The organism is Micromonospora sp. NPDC047730, from assembly GCF_043204765.1.
GTDB lineage: Bacteria > Actinomycetota > Actinomycetes > Mycobacteriales > Micromonosporaceae > Micromonospora.
Genome location: NZ_JBIDCU010000017.1, coordinates 82,916 through 103,048 on the forward strand (window position 1 = coordinate 82,916; position 20,133 = coordinate 103,048).

19 protein-coding genes, 2 tRNA genes and 1 pseudogene are annotated in these 20,133 nt (G+C 69.1%); 10 read left to right on the forward strand and 12 right to left on the reverse strand.

All coding sequences use genetic code 11. The annotated features are described in order from the left end of the window. Position 1 precedes the first annotated feature (1 nt). On the forward strand, positions 2-979 hold the full coding sequence (locus ACGF5G_RS28885) for an ArsA-related P-loop ATPase (RefSeq protein WP_393268446.1): 978 nt from the start codon (positions 2-4) through the stop codon (positions 977-979). Between the two features lie 54 nt (positions 980-1,033). Continuing rightward, complete coding sequence (locus ACGF5G_RS28890) at positions 1,034-2,185, forward strand: ArsA-related P-loop ATPase (protein WP_350679355.1); 1,152 nt, start codon at positions 1,034-1,036, stop codon at positions 2,183-2,185. A 6-nt stretch (positions 2,186-2,191) separates the two neighbouring features. Here ACGF5G_RS28890 and ACGF5G_RS28895 read toward each other — a convergent pair whose 3' ends face one another. Continuing rightward, positions 2,192-2,512: a WhiB family transcriptional regulator gene (locus ACGF5G_RS28895; RefSeq protein ID WP_319460489.1), complete on the reverse strand. Its 321-nt coding sequence runs from the start codon at positions 2,510-2,512 to the stop codon at positions 2,192-2,194. 404 nt (positions 2,513-2,916) lie between these two features. On the opposite strand from ACGF5G_RS28895, the gene ACGF5G_RS28900 reads away from it, so the two are divergent. Then, positions 2,917-5,343: a penicillin-binding protein gene (locus tag ACGF5G_RS28900; protein ID WP_393268449.1), complete on the forward strand. Its 2,427-nt coding sequence runs from the start codon at positions 2,917-2,919 to the stop codon at positions 5,341-5,343. An 85-nt stretch (positions 5,344-5,428) separates the two neighbouring features. Here the strand turns inward: ACGF5G_RS28900 and ACGF5G_RS28905 are convergent, their stop codons facing one another. Further along, a complete protein-coding gene (locus tag ACGF5G_RS28905; RefSeq protein ID WP_357696069.1) occupies positions 5,429-5,884 on the reverse strand; it encodes a GatB/YqeY domain-containing protein in 456 nt (151 codons plus the stop codon). A gap of 25 nt (positions 5,885-5,909) precedes the next feature. On the opposite strand from ACGF5G_RS28905, the gene ACGF5G_RS28910 reads away from it, so the two are divergent. After that, entirely contained in the window at positions 5,910-6,803 is an 894-nt protein-coding gene (locus tag ACGF5G_RS28910) for a metallophosphoesterase (RefSeq protein WP_393268452.1), read from the forward strand. Between the two features lie 165 nt (positions 6,804-6,968). Then, positions 6,969-7,045 (forward strand) — tRNA-Pro (locus tag ACGF5G_RS28915). Positions 7,046-7,101: 56 nt separating this feature from the next. On the opposite strand, the gene ACGF5G_RS28920 is transcribed toward ACGF5G_RS28915, so the two are convergent. Further along, the gene (locus ACGF5G_RS28920; protein WP_393268454.1) at positions 7,102-7,752 is read right to left on the reverse strand and encodes a tyrosine-type recombinase/integrase; all 651 of its coding nucleotides are present in this window, start codon (positions 7,750-7,752) and stop codon (positions 7,102-7,104) included. A 184-nt stretch (positions 7,753-7,936) separates the two neighbouring features. On the opposite strand from ACGF5G_RS28920, the gene ACGF5G_RS28925 reads away from it, so the two are divergent. Further along, positions 7,937-8,188 carry a hypothetical protein gene (locus tag ACGF5G_RS28925; RefSeq protein ID WP_393268457.1) on the forward strand — a complete coding sequence of 84 codons (252 nt, stop codon included), beginning with the start codon at positions 7,937-7,939 and terminating at the stop codon, positions 8,186-8,188. Between the two features lie 571 nt (positions 8,189-8,759). Further along, positions 8,760-9,122 carry a hypothetical protein gene (locus ACGF5G_RS28930; protein ID WP_393268460.1) on the forward strand — a complete coding sequence of 121 codons (363 nt, stop codon included), beginning with the start codon at positions 8,760-8,762 and terminating at the stop codon, positions 9,120-9,122. A 1,106-nt stretch (positions 9,123-10,228) separates the two neighbouring features. Here ACGF5G_RS28930 and xerC read toward each other — a convergent pair. The 5 genes and pseudogenes from xerC to ACGF5G_RS28955 form a co-directional block, all read right to left on the reverse strand. Continuing rightward, positions 10,229-11,398 (reverse strand): tyrosine recombinase XerC, encoded by a 1,170-nt coding sequence (gene xerC / locus ACGF5G_RS28935; protein ID WP_393268461.1) that lies wholly within the window; start codon positions 11,396-11,398, stop codon positions 10,229-10,231. Then, the gene (locus ACGF5G_RS28940) at positions 11,398-11,595 is read right to left on the reverse strand and encodes an excisionase family DNA-binding protein (RefSeq protein ID WP_393268463.1); all 198 of its coding nucleotides are present in this window, start codon (positions 11,593-11,595) and stop codon (positions 11,398-11,400) included. The genes xerC and ACGF5G_RS28940 overlap by 1 nt, the downstream gene beginning before the upstream one ends. Then, positions 11,592-12,653, reverse strand: a pseudogene (locus ACGF5G_RS28945) (replication initiator). Before ACGF5G_RS28945 ends, ACGF5G_RS28940 begins: the two are co-directional and overlap by 4 nt. A gap of 702 nt (positions 12,654-13,355) precedes the next feature. After that, positions 13,356-13,730, reverse strand: a complete 375-nt coding sequence (locus tag ACGF5G_RS28950; RefSeq protein WP_393268466.1) for a hypothetical protein — start codon at positions 13,728-13,730, stop codon at positions 13,356-13,358. A 467-nt stretch (positions 13,731-14,197) separates the two neighbouring features. Continuing rightward, positions 14,198-14,947, reverse strand: a complete 750-nt coding sequence (locus tag ACGF5G_RS28955; protein WP_393268467.1) for a TIGR04255 family protein — start codon at positions 14,945-14,947, stop codon at positions 14,198-14,200. Between the two features lie 709 nt (positions 14,948-15,656). Between ACGF5G_RS28955 and ACGF5G_RS28960 the strand changes: the two genes are divergently transcribed. Beyond that, entirely contained in the window at positions 15,657-15,983 is a 327-nt protein-coding gene (locus tag ACGF5G_RS28960; RefSeq protein ID WP_393268470.1) for a GNAT family N-acetyltransferase, read from the forward strand. An 83-nt stretch (positions 15,984-16,066) separates the two neighbouring features. Here the strand turns inward: ACGF5G_RS28960 and ACGF5G_RS28965 are convergent. The 3 genes from ACGF5G_RS28965 to ACGF5G_RS28975 form a co-directional block, all read right to left on the reverse strand. Next, a tRNA-Ala gene (locus ACGF5G_RS28965) sits at positions 16,067-16,137 on the reverse strand. 147 nt (positions 16,138-16,284) lie between these two features. Continuing rightward, the gene (locus ACGF5G_RS28970; protein ID WP_393268471.1) at positions 16,285-16,602 is read right to left on the reverse strand and encodes a hypothetical protein; all 318 of its coding nucleotides are present in this window, start codon (positions 16,600-16,602) and stop codon (positions 16,285-16,287) included. Between the two features lie 247 nt (positions 16,603-16,849). After that, positions 16,850-17,074 (reverse strand): winged helix-turn-helix domain-containing protein, encoded by a 225-nt coding sequence (locus ACGF5G_RS28975; protein WP_091269831.1) that lies wholly within the window; start codon positions 17,072-17,074, stop codon positions 16,850-16,852. A gap of 594 nt (positions 17,075-17,668) precedes the next feature. Between ACGF5G_RS28975 and ACGF5G_RS28980 the strand changes: the two genes are divergently transcribed. Next, entirely contained in the window at positions 17,669-17,947 is a 279-nt protein-coding gene (locus tag ACGF5G_RS28980) for a hypothetical protein (RefSeq protein WP_393268595.1), read from the forward strand. A 264-nt stretch (positions 17,948-18,211) separates the two neighbouring features. On the opposite strand, the gene ACGF5G_RS28985 is transcribed toward ACGF5G_RS28980, so the two are convergent. Beyond that, positions 18,212-18,685: a hypothetical protein gene (locus tag ACGF5G_RS28985; RefSeq protein ID WP_393268473.1), complete on the reverse strand. Its 474-nt coding sequence runs from the start codon at positions 18,683-18,685 to the stop codon at positions 18,212-18,214. Positions 18,686-18,847: 162 nt separating this feature from the next. Between ACGF5G_RS28985 and ACGF5G_RS28990 the strand changes: the two genes are divergently transcribed. After that, positions 18,848-20,119: an MFS transporter gene (locus ACGF5G_RS28990; protein ID WP_393268474.1), complete on the forward strand. Its 1,272-nt coding sequence runs from the start codon at positions 18,848-18,850 to the stop codon at positions 20,117-20,119. The last annotated feature ends 14 nt before the right edge of the window (positions 20,120-20,133 follow it).

Here is a 20,133-nt window from a genome sequence, read left to right on the forward strand (position 1 = left end):
GGTGCGAGCAGCAGAGCGGCCGGCCGATCCGGCCGGCACCCAGTGGCCGGCCCGACTCCACGTCGTGACCGGCAAGGGCGGCACCGGCAAGACCAGCGTCGCGGCCGCCCTGGCCCTGGCCCTGGCCGCCGGTGGCCGGCGCACGCTGCTGGTGGAGGTCGAGGGGCGGCAGGGCATCGCCCAGCTCTTCGGCACCGACCCGCTGCCCTACGAGGAGCGGCACCTGACCGACGCGCCGGGCGGCGGCGAGGTGCGGGCCCTGGCGGTGGACGCCGAGGAGGCCCTCCTCGAGTACCTGGACATGTTCTACAAGCTCGGCGCGGCGGGCCGGGCGCTGCGCAAGCTCGGGGCGATCGACTTCGCCACCACCATCGCCCCGGGCCTGCGGGACGTCCTGCTCACCGGCAAGGTGAAGGAGGCGACCACCCGCACCGTCGACCAGCGGCGCGCGTACGACGCGGTGGTGCTGGACGCCCCGCCGACCGGGCGGATCGGCCGCTTCCTGAACGTCACCGCCGAGACGGCCCGGCTGGCCAAGGTCGGCCCGATCAAGACCCAGAGCGAGGGGGTCGCGGCGCTGCTGCGTTCCCCGATCACCGCCGTGCACGTGGTGACCCTGCTGGAGGAGATGCCGGTCCAGGAGACGGTCGACGCGATCGCCGAGCTGACCTCGTTCGGCTTCCCGGTGGGCCGGGTGATCGTCAACGGCGTCCGGCCGCCGCTGCCCGCGGGTCGCGCGGTGGGCCCGGCCGAGCTGGAGCGGGGGCTGCGCGCCGCCGGGCTGCCGGCGGACCGGGACACCGTCGCCGGGCTCGCCGTGGAGGCACGCGACCAGGCGATCCGCCGCGAGCTGGAGGATTCGCTGCGGGCCGACCTGGTGGAGCTGGGGCTGCCGCTGACCGAGCTGCCGCTGCTGCCCGACGGGGTGGACCGCGCCGGGCTGGACCAGCTGGCCGACGCCCTCCTCCGGGCGGATTGACTCACACCTGCCACCGGCACGGGCGCGGCGACCGACCCGGCCCGATACGCTCGATTGGTGCCTTCCGAAGACGCGGCGCCGCAGCTGGACGTCGACCAGATCCTCGCCGATCCCGGCGTGCGGATCGTGGTCTGCTGCGGGGCGGGCGGGGTGGGGAAGACGACCACGGCCGCCGCGCTCGCGCTGCGGGCCGCGGAGCAGCACGGCCGGCGGACGGTGGTGCTCACCATCGACCCGGCCCGCCGGCTGGCCCAGTCGCTCGGGCTGACCGAGCTGGACAACACCCCCCGCCAGGTCAAGGGGATCGACGTCGAGGCCAGCGGCGGCGAGCTGCACGCCATGATGCTGGACATGAAGCGCACCTTCGACGACGTGGTGCTCCAGCACACCGATCAGGCGAAGGCGGCGGAGATCTTCGCCAACCCCTTCTACCAGGCGATGAGCTCGACCTTCGCCGGCACCCAGGAATACATGGCGATGGAGAAGCTGGGCCAGTTACACGCCCGGGGCGAGTGGGACCTGATCGTGGTGGACACCCCGCCGTCCCGCTCGGCGCTGGACTTCCTGGACGCCCCGGCCCGGCTGTCCCGCTTCCTCGACGGGCGGATGCTGCGGCTGCTGCTCGCCCCGGCGCGCACCGGCGGGCGGAGCATGTTCAGCCTGGTGACCGCCTCGTTCGGGATGTTCTCCAAGGTCGTGCAGAAGGTGCTCGGCGCCCAGTTGCTGACCGACCTCTCCGGCTTCGTCGCCGCGCTCGACTCGATGTTCGGCGGGTTCCGGCAGCGCGCCGAGCAGACGTACCGCATCCTCCAGGCGCGGGAGACGGCGTTCCTGCTGGTCGCGGCGCCAGAGCCGGACGCGGTCCGGGAGGCCGCCTACTTCGCGGGCCGGCTGCGCGAGGAGCGGATGCCGCTGGCGGGTCTGGTGCTCAACCGGGTGCACCGGCCGGCGGTGCCCGGCCTGGGCGCCGCGGAGAGCCTGGCCGCCGCGGAGCGCCTGGCCGACCTGGGCGGGCACGAGGGCACCGTCGACGTGCTGCGGGCCCACGCGGCCCTGGCCCAGCAGGCGGTACGCGAGCGGCAGGTGGCGGCCCGGTTCACGGAGGCGTTCCCGGCGGTGCCGGCGGTGTCCGTGACGGCGCAGCCCGCCGACGTGCACGACGTCGACGGGCTGCGGACGATCGGCGCGGCGATCAGCCGGCCGTGACGGCGATCAGCCGGCGGCGGTGACGAGGATCTTGTCCTTGCCGGCCTTGTCCTTGGCGTTCTTCTTCATCGCGGCCTCGAACATCTTGCGCCAGCTCGTCACCTGGGGGTGACGGCGCAGCAGCGCGCGGCGTTCGCGCTCGGTCATGCCACCCCACACGCCGAACTCGATCCGGTTGTCCAGCGCGTCGGCCAGGCACTCGTACCGGACTGGGCAGCTCCGGCAGATCCGCTTGGCCACGTTCTGTTCGGCGCCCTGTACGAACAACGCGTCCGGGTCCCCGTTCTGACACGCCGCCAGCGACGGCCAGTCAGTGATCATGCCCATGTGTACTCGTCCCCCCTTGCAGTACCTACCGACCCCGTCGCGGACCAGCCGGCAATTCCCCCCGATCGCCCGGCGCGCCTTCCCCAAGGCCGCACGGACGACATGTGGCTCGGTCGCCGCCCCCATCATGCTCTGTAGTCGCCTGATTACGCAACGTTGTCGGCTAAATCCATCATTCCGGACACTCCCGGCTTCCCGGGCTTCGCGACCGCCGGTTACCCCGCCGGAGTCCGTGAAAACGCTGCGGGCCCCCTCGGGAAGGAGGGAGACTCGACGCCGGATTCACGCAACCACGCACCGGGGGTCGTGCGTTTAGCACAACGAGGTCGGCGCGCGCAGGAAATGGGGAAAGAAGCCCCGGCGCCCCTCGTTCCCTACTCGCGTACCCTGTCGAGGTGACCTGGATGCGGAAACGTGACCACAATGTGCTGACCAACGCCGCATCGCTACTCATATGTGGCCTACTGGCCGGCGTGGTGGTCGCGGCGGCGGCCTTCCCCGCGGTGGCGATGTCCGGCCTGGCCGCCAAGGCCGGCGCCGAGACCTTCGGCGCGTTGCCCAAGGAGCTGACCGTGGCCCGCGCGCCGCAGATCAGCTACCTGTACGCCTCCGACGGCAAGACCCCGCTGGCGACCATGTACGACGAGAACCGTCGCGACGTGAAGCTGGCCGACATCGCGCCCATCATGCAGAAGGCGATCATCGCCGCCGAGGACCACGACTTCTACAAGCACAACGGCGTGGACCTCAACGGCATCGCCCGGGCGTTCGTCAACAACCAGTCCGGCGCGTCCAGCCAGCAGGGCGCCTCGACGCTGACCATGCAGTACGTCCGCCTGGCCATCGCCTACTCGGCGACCCACCCGGCCGACGTGGTCGCGGCCACAGAGGACACCAGCGCCCGCAAGCTGCGCGAGATGCGCTACGCCATCCAGATCGACAAGGAGCTCTCCAAGGACGAGATCCTGGAGCGCTACCTGAACATCGCCGCCTTCGGCAACGGCGCGTACGGCGTCTACGCCGCCAGCCAGGTCTACTTCAACAAGCCGCCGAGCAAGCTCAAGATCGAGGAAGCCGCCATGCTCGCCGGCATGGTGAAGGCGCCGAGCACCAACGACCCGACCACCAAGAGCGGCTACAAGGCGGCGGTCGAGCGGCGGAACTACGTCATCGACAACATGGTCGAGATCGGCGCCATCACCCAGCAGGAGGCGGACGCGGCGAAGGCCGTCCAGCTCAAGGTCACCGGCAAGCGGGCGCCCAACGGCTGCGTCTCGACCAACGAGAAGGGCTGGGGCTTCTTCTGCGACTACTTCTACCGCTGGTGGATGCAGCAGGAGACGTTCGGCTCGACCTCGTACGACCGGGAGCGGCGGCTCAAGAGCGGCGGCTACACCGTGGTCACGACGCTCGACCCGCAGGCCCAGCGGGGCGCCGACAAGGCCGTCCGCAAGGCCAAGCCGGAGAAGAGCAAGGAAGCCGCCATGGTGGCGGTGGTCGAGCCGGGCACCGGCCGGGTCCGGGCGCTGGCGGTCAACCGCACCTTCAAGCTCGACGACCCGAAGAAGCCGGCGAACAAGCCGCACAGCGACCCGAAGCAGCGCAAGAAGGGCAAGCTCGGCAACTACCCGAACACGGTGAACCCGCTGCTCACCGGCGGCGACGGCATCACGGGCTACCAGGCCGGCTCGACCTTCAAGATCTTCACCATCGTGGCCGCGCTGGAGAAGGGCATCCCGCTCGGCTACACGATCAACGCTCCGCAGCAGTTCAAGTCGGAATACATCATCGACAGCAGCAGCTCGGCGGCGTGCCCCGGCACCCACTTCTACTGCCCGACCAACTCCGGCAAGAAGGCCGGCGGCGTGCAGAACATGTGGAGCGCCTTCGCGCAGTCGATCAACACGTACTTCGTGCCGTTGCAGCAGCAGGTCGGCGCCGAGAACGTGGTCGACGTGGCCAAGCGGCTCGGCATCCAGTTCCGGCAGAGCGAGGACGCGAAGTTCGCCAGCACGAAGGACTACGCGCACCAGTGGGGCGCCTTCACCCTCGGCGTCTCGCAGACCACCCCGCTGGAGCTGGCCAACGCCTACGCCACCCTCGCCGCGGACGGCAAGTACTGCGAGCCGATCCCGGTGCAGGAGATCAAGGACCCGGAGGGCAAGAAGCTCGACATCGCCAACCCGCGCTGCGAGAAGCGGGTCAGCACCGAGGTGGCCCGCGCCGCCGTCGACGCGGCCCGCTGCCCGGTCGGCGACAACTCCTCCACCAGCAGGTGCGGCGGCAGCCGTACGGCCGCGAACGTCAGGGGCATCGTCGACGCGCCGGTGGCCGGCAAGTCCGGCACCACCGACTCGGAGAAGACCGCCTCGCTGGTCGCGATGACCAGGCAGTACGCGGTGGCCGGCATCATGGCCGACCCGGACTGGCCGCAGACCAACGTCAAGATGAAGCACAACCAGCGCGACGGCATCAACCCGCCGGTCTACGAGACGCTGCGCGACGCCATGAAGGGCAAGAAGCGGATCAACTTCGAGCCCCCGGGCCAGAAGATCTCCGAGGGCGACCAGCGCCGCATCCCGGACGTGAAGTGCCTGGACGTGGAGCAGGCGAAGTCCCGGATCGAGGCGGAGGGCTTCGACGCGGTCGTCTCCGACATCAAGGTCCCGTCGAGCTGCGCCCCGGGCAAGGCGGCCGGCACCAGCCCCGACGGCCGGACCATCAAGGGCGGCGTGGTGACCATCCAGATCAGCGCCGGCGGGGGCACCGCCCCGGGCAGCGGCACCAAGCCGACCAACCCGGGCCGTCCGCCGGGCCGCAACGGCGGCTGAGCCGCCCGGACCGACGGGAACGGGCGGGCACCCCTCGCGGGGGTGCCCGCCCGTTTCGCGTACGCGGGTCGGGTCGCGCGGCGGCTCAGAGGCCGAGCTGCCGGCGTACCTCCGCGGCCACCCGACCGCCCTCGGCCCGGCCGGCCACCGCAGCCTGGGCCGCCTTCATGGCCGGGCCCATCTGCGCCTTGCCGGTGAAGCCACCCGCGGCGAGCGCCCCCGCGACCAGCTCGGTCAGCTCGGCCTCGGAGAGCTGCTTCGGCAGGTAGCGCTCCAGCACCTCGCCCTCGGCGGTCTCCTTCGTGGCCTGCTCGGTGCGGCCGGCGTCGGCGAAGGCGGTCGCGGCCTCCCGGCGCTTCTTCGCCTCCTTGGTCAGCACCGCGAGCACCTCGTCGTCGGTGAGCTCGCGCTTGGCCTTGCCGGCGACCTCGGCGGTGCCGACGGCGGCGAGCGCCATCCGCAGGGTGGAGGTGGTCAGCTCGTCGCGCGCCTTGAGAGCGGCGCGCATGTCGGCGGTAAGACGGTCCTTCAGCGTGCTCATGGACGGTGAAACTACCCTGAATGCCATGCGAAAGCGCACACTATTCCGGCTTGCGACCGGGACCGCCGCGTTGGGCGCGGCGACCCTGGCGTACGCGTCGCTCGTCGAGCGCAACATGTTCACCCTGCGGCGGTACGACGTGCCGGTGCTGCCGGCCGACGCCGAGCCGCTGCGCGTCCTGCACCTGTCCGACCTGCACATGATGCCCAATCAGGGGCGCAAGCAGCGCTGGGTGGCGTCGCTGGCCGCGCTCGACCCCGACCTGGTCCTGGTGACCGGGGACAACATGGCGCACCCCGGCGCCGTGCCCGGCGTGCTGCGCGCCCTCCAGCCGCTCCTCGACTACCCGGGGGCCTTCGTCTTCGGCTCCAACGACTACACCGGGCCGGTCTGGAAGAACCCGTTCACCTACTTCCTGCCCGACCGCGAGTACACCGAGGGCACGGAGCTGCCGCACGAGGAACTGCGCGACGTCCTCACCGGGGCCGGCTGGGCGGACCTGAACAACGCCCGCACCGTCGTCAAGGCCGGCGGCCGGGCGGTCGAGCTGCTCGGGGTCGACGACCCGCACATCGAGCGGGACGACTACGACTCCGTCGCCGGGCCGGTGTCGCCCGCGGCCGACCTGTCGATCGCGCTGACCCACTCCCCCGAGCCGGCCGTGCTCGACCGGATGGCCGCCGACGGCTTCGGGCTGCTGCTCGCCGGGCACACCCACGGCGGCCAGGTCTGCGTGCCGGGCGTCGGGGCGCTGGTCACCAACTGCGGCCTGCCCCGCTCCATGGCGCGCGGCCTGCACCGCTGGCCCGGGTCCGACTCCTGGCTGCACGTCTCCGCCGGCCTCGGCACCCACCCGACCGCGCCGGTCCGGTTCGCCTGCCCGCCGGAGGTGAGCGTGCTCACCCTGATCCCCCGCTGACCCGTACCCCGGCAGGCCGGGCCGGTTCCCCCGGCCTGCCGGGACAGTGCTGCCGATCGCCCTGTCGAGCTGCCCCGTCCATGGGACCGGGCGGGCCGCCCGGACGACCGGGGGGTACCGAGTTTGACCACCGGACCGGGTGGGCTACTATTTGTCGGCACGCCTCGGGGTGTGGCGCAGCTTGGTAGCGCGCTTCGTTCGGGACGAAGAGGTCGTCGGTTCGAATCCGGCCACCCCGACCAGAGGTAACAGCAGGTCAAGGCCCCTCCACGGAGGGGCCTTGATTTGTCTCCGCCGATCATTGCTCCGTCGGAGGCAGCGAGAAGGCAGCGAACGACGCGAGCACCCTGCGATCCCGGTCCCGGGTCGAGTGCGTGTAGCGGTCCAGAGTCGTGGACGTCTGCTCGTGTCCCATCACCTTGGCCACGTCGTTGATCGGTACCCCGTCGGAGACGAGCCACGTCGCGTAGGAGTGCCGCAGGTCGTGGAACCGGAGCCCGAGTGGCAGGCCGGCTCGTTGCAGGGACGGCTTCCAGATCCGAGCCCGGAAGGTGCCCCGCTTGAGCGGTTCGCCGGTCCGGGCGACGAAGATCAGATCGTCGGTGCCCGTCTCGAAGGACTGCCGATGGTCGGTCAGCGCCTGGACGACGAACGGGGGCAGCGGCACGATTCGCCGGCCAGCTCGTGACTTCGGGTACGGCTTGAGCGTCACATGACCGGACACCTCCTCCGCGACCCGCACCACCCGGAGGACGCTCGCGGCCAGGTCGACGGCGTCCCAGCGCAGCCCGGCGCACTCGCCCCAGACAGCCCGACTGGGACGACCACCGACGCCAGGGCGAGGCCGGCTCTCATGCCAAGACACCACCCGGCTCGGGCGCCACATGTGCGTACGCCCGACGGTCGCGTCCGGCTCCGGCATCTGGCCCCGCTTCCGGTAGTTCGTCACGGTCGCAACCTTGACGCCGAGGTACGCAGCTACGTCGGAGGTTGTCCACCACTCCGCGGTCGTGTCCGGGCCAGTTCCCACAGCTCCATTCTCGCATCACGAGGACCGCTAGAAGCCTCCCAGCAGCCCTGCCTGCCTTCTATCGCCACGAACCGCAATGTTCGAACGCCTGTACGATCAAGCCGTGGCAAAGGAGTTGGTCGCACGCTGGTGGAACGGGACATGGGGGCGGCTGACCCGGCGTGACGTGTGGCTCGCCCGGGAGGTCCGGTGGCACGTTGTCGCCAGGGCCGGCGACTCGGAGACGGGCAAGGTGCTCCGGTGGGAGTTCGACACCGAGGACGAGGCCCGACAGATGGTGAGGCGTCTCGTCCAGGCCGACAGCGGCCAGTGGCGGAAGCAGACCGGCGACGCAGCCACACAGCCTCCGAGGTGAGACCGGCCCGGCTGCCGGCAATGTGGTTCAAAGTTTCTGTACGTCTTCAAGGCGGCCCTGAACGGGCCGCACGCGCTGCCGCCTGGGCGCGCGCCGGCCGCTGCCGCTGTCGCTCTGCGGCCGTCACGCCGGATGCCCGGCGGCTGGCGCGGAGAGCTGGGAGCCCGGAGGGCCGCCCCCGAATGACAGGCCGTTGACCGGCGAGGTGGTGGGCCGGCAGCCGGCCGTCCGCGCGGCCACCAGCCCGCGCGGCGTAGGGGAGGGCTCGCTGGCCGCGTCGGCGAGCTGGCGGCGGTCGCGGGGTTGCGGCTACTGCGCCTCCGGCGGGGGGCACAACGGCTCCAGGATGGCCGGGGCTCCGCCGGCCGGTCGCGGTCCGTGGGTGGTTGCGGGGGAGCCATCCCGCCTGCCACCGACCCGGGCAAGCCGAGCAGACCACCGCCCGACCCGCCAGCGTCCGAACCTGCGTCAAGGTCCGCTTGACGTGGCGGGCCGGGCGGTGGCCCGCTCCCCAGGAGGGCGGGTCGGCGGCATACGGGATGGCGTAGCTGTTGACTCGGGGTGCGATTGTGTGGCGAGCGCCGAGGCCGGAGCGGAGAGCCAGTTGGATAGTCCCGATATGTCCATGGTTGTGGAGTCCTACAGGTATCGCCCGTTTGTCAGGGGTATGCGGCTTGCTTTGCTCTTCCCGGTGACGGCCTTGTTGATGCTGCTAGTTCGCCTCGGAGTCGCAGAGCGCGTTCTTGTGCCGCTCGTGATGCTCCTCTTTGTCGCCATGGTGCTGGGGATCATGGTCGGCTGGATTGGTGCGGTTCTCTTGGTGCGGGATACTTCTCGCTATTCCGGCGCTTCGCGAGGCAACGTCGACACCCGGAAGGTCGGAGCTCTCATCCGGCAGGCAGCTCGGGATATCTGCAATCTCCGCAGGTGGTGACGAATCCTCGCCTGGGTGACTAGATGAGTGACGGCGGGTGCGGACGGTGGCGGACGAGCGAGGACGTACCTGCACTGTTCCCGCAGGCCACGCTTGCTGTCAGTGCAGGCCAGTGAGCCGTGCTGGTTTTTTCGGGACGCAGGGGTCAAGCTCCGTCAGCGAGACTCCGACGGAGCTTGACACCCATAGGAGCATTGGATGCTACCATTCGGTTAGGGGATACCTTTGCGATTACCGTCGCGCGGGTGTCAACTCAACACGTCAGCGCCGTTGCGGTTTGCAGATCGACAGAGATAGCAGTTCTAGACAAAGGTTACGCATTGCGCAGCGACGTATTGGGTCAGGCTCCAGGAATCGCGAGCTACCGGCATCCACCAGTAGCTACTGCCGCCGCATGCGCTATAACTGCCGCCCGTGACGGGACTGCATGCCGCCTCCCAGGCGTCCCCTTGTGCCATCTGCCCCACGATTGGATAGGCCAGGGACGGCCCGCTGCGAACATTTATCGATCCCTGTCCCGCCCGAGGCATTACGGCGCAAGCCATAGCTGCGGAACGTTCCGGCGATGCCTTGGAATTCCGCTCCCCTTCGGCTGCGGACGCGGCCTGCGGGGCAAGCCCGACAAACAGCATCGATAATGCCGCGATCAGCGAGATTTTCCGTCGATTAGCCACTGAAATATACCTCCAACCACGTTGACCGGCATGAAAGATACTAGCCGTCAATGCGAATTCGAGCAATAACCTACTGTGCGTGATCGGCTACACTTCGCAGGCAGGCCAGCGAATGCAGGCGATTGCTGCCGACTGACGAAGCCATGGGGAGCAGTAGCCTCACGGAGGGTGATCTTCATTTGAAGAAGCCATGGACGGCGGCGTGTGCCCTAAGGCGCCTACGACAGCAACGCTGACAGCACGGGGCCGCGACGGTCAACGGCGCCCGCGGTAGGCCCCCGACCGCGACCCCGCCCTCACTCAGACGAGGCGAAGCAACGCAGTGGATCGTTGGCGGTCGACAGCAGAGAACCACCTCGACCACTCTCCAAGCAGCAAGGAGGCAGCGAACGCGTCGCCCGTGGGCGACACTTCGCGGTAGCAGGCGGGGTCTTAGCCGAGCTGACAGGTACAGGACGACAACCGATGACAGTAGGCGATGCACCGCAGCCGCGTTCGGGACGAAGAGGTCGTCGGTTCGAATCCGGCCACCCCGACCGAGGTCAGGGGCCACTCTCCATCGATGAGAGTGGCCCCTGATGCATTCGTACAGCGGGCGTCCCAGGAGCGGTTGAAGTTGCGCGGCTCGACCGGCGTTCCGTAGCGGGTGGTGAACAGCAGCCGGGAGCCCTGCCAGGAGATGCCCGCCTGATCGCGGTCGTTCTTCTTCGCCGTGTGGCGGAGGTCGAGTGCCGTCGCGCAGATGTCCGGCAGCGGGAGCGTGGCGTCCGAGGTCTGCGTCTTGGTCTCGCGGTGCAGCAGTTGGCCGCCGACCCGCTGCAACTGCCAGCCGATCGACAGCTCCCCGGCCGCCAGGTCGACGGCGTCTTCGGTGAGGCCGAGCACCTCGCCCTTGCGCAGGCCGAGGACCAGGATCAGCACGTACGCGGCGTAGAGCGGATCGCGGTCGGCCCGCGCGGACTCCAGGAAGCGACGCGCCTCGTCACTGGTCCACGCCCTGCCCCTACGGCGGCGGACCGGTGGGAGCTTGACCAGCGCGGCGGCGTTGCGGGTGACCAGTTCCTCGGTGGCGGCGTGGTTGAGCGCCGAGCGCCGCACACCTCGGATGTCCTTGACGGTGCGGGCGGACGGCGTGTCAGCGCAGCACCGGCCGAGCGCGCAACAGCGCCGTCTGAGTTCCGGGCGGCGGGCGTCCTTGCCCTGCGCGCAGCACTGGCAGGTGCGGGCCACCTCGTTGATCCACGTCTGCACGTCACGCACCTGGAGCCGGTCGAGCCGCTTCCCGCCGAGGCCGGGGATCACGTACAGCCGGAGGATCGTCTCGTACGTGGCGCAGGTCAGCGGCGCGAGGTTGGGGCGCACGACCTCCCGGTGCCAGTAGGTCAGATAGTCACCGAGGGTCGGAACCCGGGTGGCGACCGGTCCGGCCTTGGCCTGCTGGTGCAGCTTGATCCACTTGTCGTGGACGATCTCGCGGGTCTGTCCGTAGACGTACTTGCGGGTGCGCTTGCCGTCGGGCTTGGTGACCCAGACGTACGCGGCGAAGCCGTTGCGGTAGGGAAAGATCGAGCCTTCGCCGTTGGCGCGTGCGCGGGCGGGCATCAGGCTGCCTCCTGTCGTTCGGCCTGGTCGCGGACGTAGTCGTCGACCCATTCGGGGAGGATGCGGCGGTACTTGCCGTCCTTGATCGAGCGCAGCTCGCCGGTGGCGATCTTCATCTTGACCTTGGACAGGCCGAAGCCGAGAAGGACGGCGACCTCGGCAGGCGAGTACCAGCGCGGGGTGAGGTTCTTGGTCATGCCGCCACCGTCGACCACGTCTCGTGGGCGAGTTCTTCCCGGCCGACGCGTTGGCGTTCGCGGTGTTGGGCGGCGGCGGTGTTGGCGAGTAGGGCGTCCCCGTCGGTGAGCCAGCCGGAGCCGATGAAGGTCAGGGCGCCGACGGTGATGGTGTCGGCGGTGTCGTCTTCGGCGCGGCGGTAGGTGGCACGGGTGTCGCGGAGCAGGCCGAAGGTGATCGAGTAGCGGCGGGCCTTGGTGAGGAAGTGGCCGCCGTAGCCGAGCACGTGCGCCCAGCGTCGCAGCCCGACGTAGGGGTTCGGTTTGCTGTCAAGGCTGGCTTGACGCCCGCCGGTCGGAGTGGCGGTGTTACTGGTCGGGGTGTGGGTGGGGCGACCGAGTCGCCAGCAGGCGTCGATGAGGCGGGCGAGGTGGTCGCCTTGGTGCGCCGCCACAACTCGCCGGAGAAGGCGTTCCACACGACCTGGTGATCGTGGTCGTAGCAGTCCAGACACAGCGGCCGACCGAGCCGTGGATCATCGGCTTCGTGGCGGGCGAAGCAAGCCGAGGGCTGCCCGTGCGGGCAGGAGCCGGCGGTACGGCGGGCGTGGCAGGGTGCCGGGCGGCAGTCGCAGCGCCGACGGTCGGCGCAGGTGTGCCGGGGAATGTGCCGGTGGTGGACCGCCCCGAAGGATGGTGCGGTGAAGGTGGCGAAGACGACCGGGTGCCGGGCGACGGTGGTGGGGACGGACTTGCCGCCGGTCAGGCCGCAGCGGACCACCTGGAAAGCGTCACCCGCGTAGACCCAGGCGCAGTCGGGGCACTGTGCGGCACGGCGGTTGCCGCACGCCTTGTACAGCGTCCGGTCAGGCAACTCGTCGGTGTGCCGCTGTTCCACGACCCGGCCGGTGCCGGGTTCAACGGCGGTGAGGGTGCCGGCCAGGCGGATCGGTCGGGTGCAGCCACCGGCGGCGCGGGTGTGCTCCAGCCAGCCGAAGAAGTCCGGCGCAGCGGCACGGTGCTTGAGCGTTTCGACCGTCGGCGGCGCCGGGGCGGTGCAGGGTGAGCGGGGCAGCCACGGATCTCTCCTCGGGGCGGTGGCAGGGGACGGGTACGAACTGCCACCGGTCGTCGGAGCGGTGTCCGTCGGTGGTGTTCGTGGTGTCTCCTGGCACCGTCGGTGAGGGCGGCTGACGCCGGAGGGCGGAAGCGTGGCTATTGCGACCAACCGCCGCTTGGATAGATCCTTCCGGTTGCTGAACCTTGGGTGATGCCGGTACGGGTGGGGTGCCTGGTCGTCGGCTTCCGGTGGGTTGCCGCAGGCGATCCCCACCCGTCGGGGTGTGCGAATCCGGGCCATCGTGGACGGCGGGGAAGGCCGTGCTGGGCCGCTCAGCGGATCTCGGGGGCCGGCACAGTGGCCGGTGCGATCGAGAGCCGGCGGGACGTGGCCCGCATCAGCGGCAGAAGGGCCGCTCGGCAACTCCGAAGTCGAGTTCAGCGATCCGGCAGTGAGGCCGCGCTGGCGTGCTCGACGAGGGCCAGAGTAGCACCGGGTACCGACACGTCAACCCACCGTGACCCCACAGCATCGAAGCGGGAAGGCCGACTGCCGGCCGGTGTGGGAGGGGACTTTCTGTACGTCTATCAAGCCGAGCAGACCACCGCCCGACCCGCCAGCGTCCGTACGAGCCGTCAAGGCCGTCTTGACGTGGCGGGCCGGGCGGCGGCCCGTTCCCCAAGAGGGCGGGTCGACGGCAGACGGAATGGTGCGTATCGCGTCAGGGTGTGCTGATTCGCGCCCAAAAGGCGGCCAGTTTAGTGCAGAGCAGGTCTTGCCGATCTTTAGTCAGGGTGCCGAGGCGGGAATCGTTCCGCGTCGGATAGAGGTACATATCGTTCGGTCCCGCCGTCGAATCGTCAGGTACACGGAGTTCCGTCCCGAGGTATGACGAGGGCAAACCCCACACCTCCGCCAGGCTTACCATGCTTTCTCCGATGCCAGGAACTGTGCCGACGAACAGCGCCGCCGCAGGGTTCATTCCCTCTCTTTTGAGGGCGGCTTGCAGACCCGGGTCCTGCACGTCCAGTGAGATCAGGGGGAGGAAATGCAGAACCTTTAGCTTGGATACGCCTGCGCGGGTGCGCTTATCCATCTCGCACCCATGTGTGATCAGGAGGGCAGGGACAAGCCCCGGGCCGTCAACGCCAATACCGCAAGACCGGCTGCTGTCGACGAACGGACGCGCTACTGGGACACGAGCGAAGATGTCCCCCTGGCACAGCCAATCATGGTGTCGTTGCACGGCAGGCGCCCACTAGTCCCAGTCCTCGACACTGCTTTCCTCATACCTCACCCCGCGCCGCATCTGTTGCTGCTCAGCCTCGCCCTCGTAAACGATGTCAACCTTTCGCAGGACGGAAAGCGCGCCATCAACCGTACCCGTCATTGGACGAGCGGCAGGACGAAGGTATTGTCGCTGCCAAGTCGTCGACGGCAGAAGCATCTGGACAGCGCTCAAGTACTGTCCTTGAACCTCGGCGCTGGGTCCACCTTCTGCGTACGAGGACCGTGTAACCATGCCGTCGGTCGGTAGTGCACTTTCACGAAGCCGCGTTGACATTAGCTGATCATCTCCCTGAGCCTATTAGTTATGCAACCCTCGAACAAGGAGTTCTTTACTCGCCTCAGTTCCTCCAGCGCCTCTGGCAGTTCCTCGTCGGAGGTTGCCCCAATGTCAAACTGATGATCGCGCCAGACGTCGATATCTAACAGAATTGCAGCCACTCCGGGCCTGCTGGCCTGGATCGTCGCTTGCGTTATGCTGCCTGCAACCCGCTGCTCGGGGAACGTATAGCCGGCCCGCATGAAGAAGCTATTCATCGGTTCAGTGATGTCGTCTGACACTGCGGGATACGTGTGGAAGTAGTCTTCCATGCGCATCGGTCGATCAATCTCGATCTCGATCTTATTGATGTACCTGACGGCTATCCGTGTAAGGGGCCTACCGGGAAACTGCTTCCCATAGCGACGCCAAAGCCGCAGCGCTTCTTGGGAGAAGTTATCCCAGCCACCGTAGGGTGCGAACTCATGGATGGAGAATCTATGGGGCAGGACCGTAAGGAGCCTATGTCGGGAAGTGGACCGGAAGTTAAATCCCGTGGCCTTGTCGTCGATGTTTACCGATGGCTCGTCGCCGAGCACGAAGACGGCATTCCCCTCCGTCAAGGGCTCGCATTCCGGATATCCTTCATTCGCCGAGGCGAATGTCGCTAAAGCCTCCTGAGGCACCTCGCCCGAGTTGGATACCCTCAAATCTATGACGGCTTCGACGACCGGCGGATTAGTGTACTTGTTGTTCGGAAACCACATGTCACTCAACCTGCAATTCCGGGGTGGTTGCTTCCTAGAGGACAGGCCGAGCCAACCAACGCATCGCCTCCTACTGCCGTCAGACGCTTCCCCACGGCCCCATCATCCCTCATGCGAGCCAGGTCCGGAACCACTCCTCGGTCGAGGACTTGACAGCGACGCTGGCAGGCGTTGCCGTGCAGCCACCTTGGTTGGCTGACCACCAGTTCCTTCCCACTGGAGCACGGCGTCAACTCTGAGCGGCGGTTTACATCAGGATGAGGCGTTGGCTAGGCCGTCTCTAGCTGGTCAACGGTGGGACGCCGGACAAGGACGGACGTGCTGCACAGAGCTTGTAAGCGAGGCGTCAGGATCCCGGTCGAGCAGCCAACCGAGCAGCCAAACCGGCGAGCATCAGCGGACGACGGCGGACCCGGACACCACGTCAGTCGAGGGGACCAGGTGGTGGGCCAGCGGCGGGGTACCGACTCGTAATGCGCAGGTCGGCTGTGCTGCCTGTGTGGACACGAGTACCAACCGGCAGGCACGACCACGGACGTCCGGGAACGCTGCTGGACCGTCCCCGCAGGCACCGGCGGCCGGCTGGGTAGTTCCCGCGCCCACGATGTTCTGGGACGAAGCGGCCAAGTCTGGTTGCCCGTCCGGCCCGTAGGGGCGGCGAGTCTAGCCGACGTGGCTGCTCTGCTCTCGCAGGGCTAGCGTCGTGGGTATGCGTAACGAATCCGCTCACGAGGTTCTCATGCGCGAGGACGACGATCAGGCCGCGTTTGGCACCGCCGATGGCAAGGCGGCGTTGGACGTCTTCAAGACGCCTCAGGGCGGCCGGCTGTCCCGCTTCGTGACTCGGAGCGGCTATGAGCGGCAGGGCCGCGGCACTGCCCTCCTAGCAAAGGCTTGTGACTGGGCGGACGAGCAGGGGCTAGCCCTGTACTCGCCGGATGCCATGCCGGAGGCGATCCCGCGCTTGCTTGCGGCCGGGTTCGTGCTAGACGGCGACGTGTTTCGACGACATCCCCGCCGGCCGTCGGCGACATGACTTCAACAGTTCATCCAGCGCGGAACTTGCGGCGGAATCATGAACAACAGAAGGACCGGACCCGTTACCGGACCCGGTCCTCGTGGGCTGAGCAGGAATCGAACCCGCAACCTCCCCCTTGCGAAAGGGGCGCTCTGTCCATTGAGCTACCAGCAGGGTAAGAGTACGCGTGGGTAGGCCCCGATGGCTAGGGTCGGCAAGATCCGGAACATGTGCGGAATGATCAAGCGCATCGCTGCGGAGTCTTCGTGCGTTCATCCTGGTAGGGCGGGGGGACGTGCCGTTAGGCGCTACACACTTCCTAAACCGTGTGTCGGTCCAGTTGGTCCTCGCGCACCCGGAACAGCCTCTGCCCGCCCTCTGCCTCGACCCCATCCGGCTGGGTGGAGATGACTAGGGCGCGGTCGTCGTCATGTCCGACGATGCCGCATCGCACATGAACTGGTGCTGGCAGAGGAGTGTCGGCGCTTAACTGACCGTCGGTGAAGACGGGGACCTTGTCGATGAAAAACCACGGATTGCCGTCCGCGTCGACCAGGCGGACGCGCACCCAGCCCGGGAAATCCTGGCTGACCCATGCGACCACCTCGCAGCGGAGAAAGCCTTCTTCGTGAGCCACGGGCCGATCTTGCCCGCTTGCTCGTGCGATGCCAACCGACGATGGAGACGTCAGCCAGCGGGGGTCGGCCGGGTCGCCGGCGGAATGGCTGTCGGCAGCAACGCTGACAGCAACCGCGCTGGACGGCAGCACACTGACGAGCACTGGCACGGACGTAGCTCCGAGCGTGCAGCTATCTCCGGACGTTTGCGGACGCGATGCACAGAGCTTGTAAGCGAGGCGTCGCGCCTCGGAGAGCGACCCCGGCTTACCGGGGAAGCGGGTTGGCGACGTAGACGCCCTTGCCCTGCCGGCCGTCGATCAGGCCCTCGGCTTTGAGCAGGAGCATGGCGGCGCGGATGACGGTGTTGCTGACCTTGTAGTGCTCGCAGAGGGCGGCGAACGAGGGCAGCTTGTCACCCGGCTTCAACTGGCCGGAGCTGACCTGCTCGCGGATATCCCGGGCGACCTGTAGGTAGGCAGCTTCAGACATAGGTGGTGCTCCCAGCTTGGCGGCTGGTGCAAGCAGACCACACCGAAGGCTCGACTTACAACGCTATGTGTCGTAGCTGTTGACCCTGCGCACATTGCGTCCTAAGTTGCTCGTGGGGCTACCCAGCTTGGCGGCCGGGTCGTCCTGCCGTGGGTGCCCTGTCTCCGGACACGGCTGACCGGGTGCCCACGGGACCCCAGCGTCGGCGGGAGGCGTGATGACCAGAGCGAACGATGCAACTGGTTCGACCGCAGGTGACGTGCGGGGTACCGGCTACCACCAGAGGCGGGACAACAGCCGGCGGCGCGTGTCCTACGACGAGTACGTCTTGGCGGCAGCGCTCACCGTCGCCCGACGACACCGGCCCGTCTGGTCCTGGCGGCACTGGCGGCGCATCTGCCGCTGCGGAAGCGACCTGCCGTGCCGAAGCCGTCATCCCATCCCGATCAACCGCGGCCACTGGCCGAGCCAGGATGCGCCGCGATGACGACGCACCTCCCGGTAACACCGGCTTGGACGTGCGGCGGGTGTGGTGCCGACTGGCCCTGTCAGACCCGGCGGCGGGAGCTGCGAGCGGAGTACGACCGCGCCCCGGTGTCACTGACCCTCTACCTGGCCGCCCAGCTCGTCGACGCCGCCCAGGACCTGGCCCACGTCCCCGCCGGCCATCTGCACCGCCGAATTCCTCGGGTGGACCCGATGAGCATCCTTCGGCCCGGCGACGAGAAGTTCCACTACAGCGACGGCTCCCACAAGTGGATCCCGCCGGACCCGGACTACGACCAGGAGGTCTGGGACGAACAGGTCCGCCAGCACAAGCAAGGCCACCTCAGGAACGAGCAACCCAAGGTCCGTATCCAGCGCCTCGTGTGACGCCAGCAGTACAGCAGCGAAGTACAGCAACCGTGCCAGCCGAACCGGACCGGGAGGCACGTCAGCAGGCCGGATGACCTCGGACGACACCAGATCCAACCGGCCCGCCGGCAGTTCGGGACGAAGAGGTCGTCGGTTCGAATCCGGCCACCCCGACCAGAGGTCAGAGGGCATGTCCGCTCAGCGGACATGCCCTCTGGTGCATTCGGCGACAGTGCCCCGATCCGGCTCGGGCGATGGCGCCTCGGCGGCACTCGGACGCGCTCAGTCGTGGCGTTCGGTGCGGGCGATCTCGGCGAACGCGGCGGTCAGGTAGCCGTCGAGCGGCCGGCCGGTCGCGGCGAGCAGGTCGGCCACGAGCAGCGGCGCGTGCCGCGCCACGGCCGGCGGGTCGGGCGGGGACTCGTCGCCGTCCGGGTCGTAGACGCCCAGGGCGCCCGCCAGCAGGACGAGCACCACGTGCGGGTCGACGTCGGGCCGCCACCGCGCCGCGCCCCGGACGCAGCGTTCGAGCACCTGCCGCACGTCGTCGCCGTCCAGGCCGTCCGGGTGGCCCTCCTCCAGCAGCAGCCGGGCCACCGCGCCGAGGACCAGGCCGGACCGTTCGGCCGCGGCGAGCCGGGCCACCGAGACGTCGTACGCCTCGGGGTCGCGTTCGCGCGCGGCGGCGACCGCGTCGGCGGCGGCGGTGGCGATCTCGCGGGCCGGTGCGGGCAGGTGTCGCCAGGTCGTGGTCATCCCGGCCAGCATCGCAGACGGGCCCGACAGCGAGCCGGCCCCGGCACCACGGCGCGGGCCGGTCGGCGCGGACGTGTCCTTGGTCACCGGACGGCGGCGGGCCGCGCGGGGCGGGTCGTAAACGGCTCGCCCGTCGTCGTACCCGGCGCACAGAATCGCGGCATGCTCAGTCGTGCCCTGCCCCGCCGTCCGGAAGCCCGGCGGATCCTCGTCGGCACCCTGCTGTCGGCGGTCGGGCGCGGCCTCACCCTGCCGTTCCTGTTCATCTACCTGACCGACGTCCGCGGCCTCACCGACGCCCGCGCCGGCCTGGTGATCGGCTGGTACGGCGCCGTCACCCTGGCCCTGTCACCGCTCGGCGGCACGCTCATCGACCGCTTCGGCGCGCGTCGAGTCGTCATACCGTGCCTGCTCGTCGAGGCGGTCGGCACCGGCTCGCTGGCGCTGGTCGACTCGACCGCCTCGGCCTTCGTGGTGATCACGCTGATCGCGATCGGCAGCTCGGCCATCTGGTCCGGGCAGAACACCATCCTCGCCTCGCTCACGGACGACGACGAGCGGCAGCGGGTCTACGGGCTGAACTTCGCCCTGCTCAACCTCGGCATCGGCATCGGCGGCCTGATCTCCGGCGCGATCGTCGACACCGCCCGCCCGGTCACCTTCCAGGCAATCTACGTGCTCGACGCGGTCAGCTACCTGATGCCCGCGCTGATCCTGCTGAGCCTGCCCCGGGTGGGCCACCGGCTCGCCGCCGGGCCGACCGGGGACCGTCCGTCGGCCGGCGGCTACCTCACCGTGCTGCGGGACCGGCCGTTCCGCCGGCTGGTCGTCTTCGGCCTGGTCCTGACCACCTGCGGGTACGCGCAGATCGAGGTGGGCTTCGCCGCGTACGCCGTGCGGGTGGTGGAGGTGACGCCGCGCGTGGTGGCCTGGGCGTTGGCCGGCAACACGGTGATGATCGTGCTCGCCCAGCTGTTGGTCATCCGCCGGATGGAGGGGCGCAGCCGGACGGGCGGGCTGGCCGTGGTGGGCGCCGTCTTCGCGACCGCCTGGCTGGTCCTCGGCGCCGCCGGCCAGGTCGGCCCGGGCAACGCGCTGGTCGCCGCCCTCGGCGTGGTGGCCTGCTCGGCCATCTTCGGCTTCGGCGAGACGCTGTTGTCGCCGGTGATGCCCGCGCTGACCAACGCGCTCGCCACGGACGAGCTGCGCGGGCGTTACAACGCCATGAGTTCGATGATCTTCGGCATCAGCGGGGTGATCGGCCCGGTGACGGCGGGTCCCCTGATCGGGGCGGCCGACGGCCGGATCTGGGTCGCGGTGGTGGTCGGCGGCTGCCTGGTGGCCTCGCTGCTCGCGCTCTCCCTGCGCCCGCTGCTCACGGCGGTCCAGGACGGCCGCGTGCCGGCCGCCGAGCCGGCCCCCGCCCACGTCTGACCGCCACGGGGCGC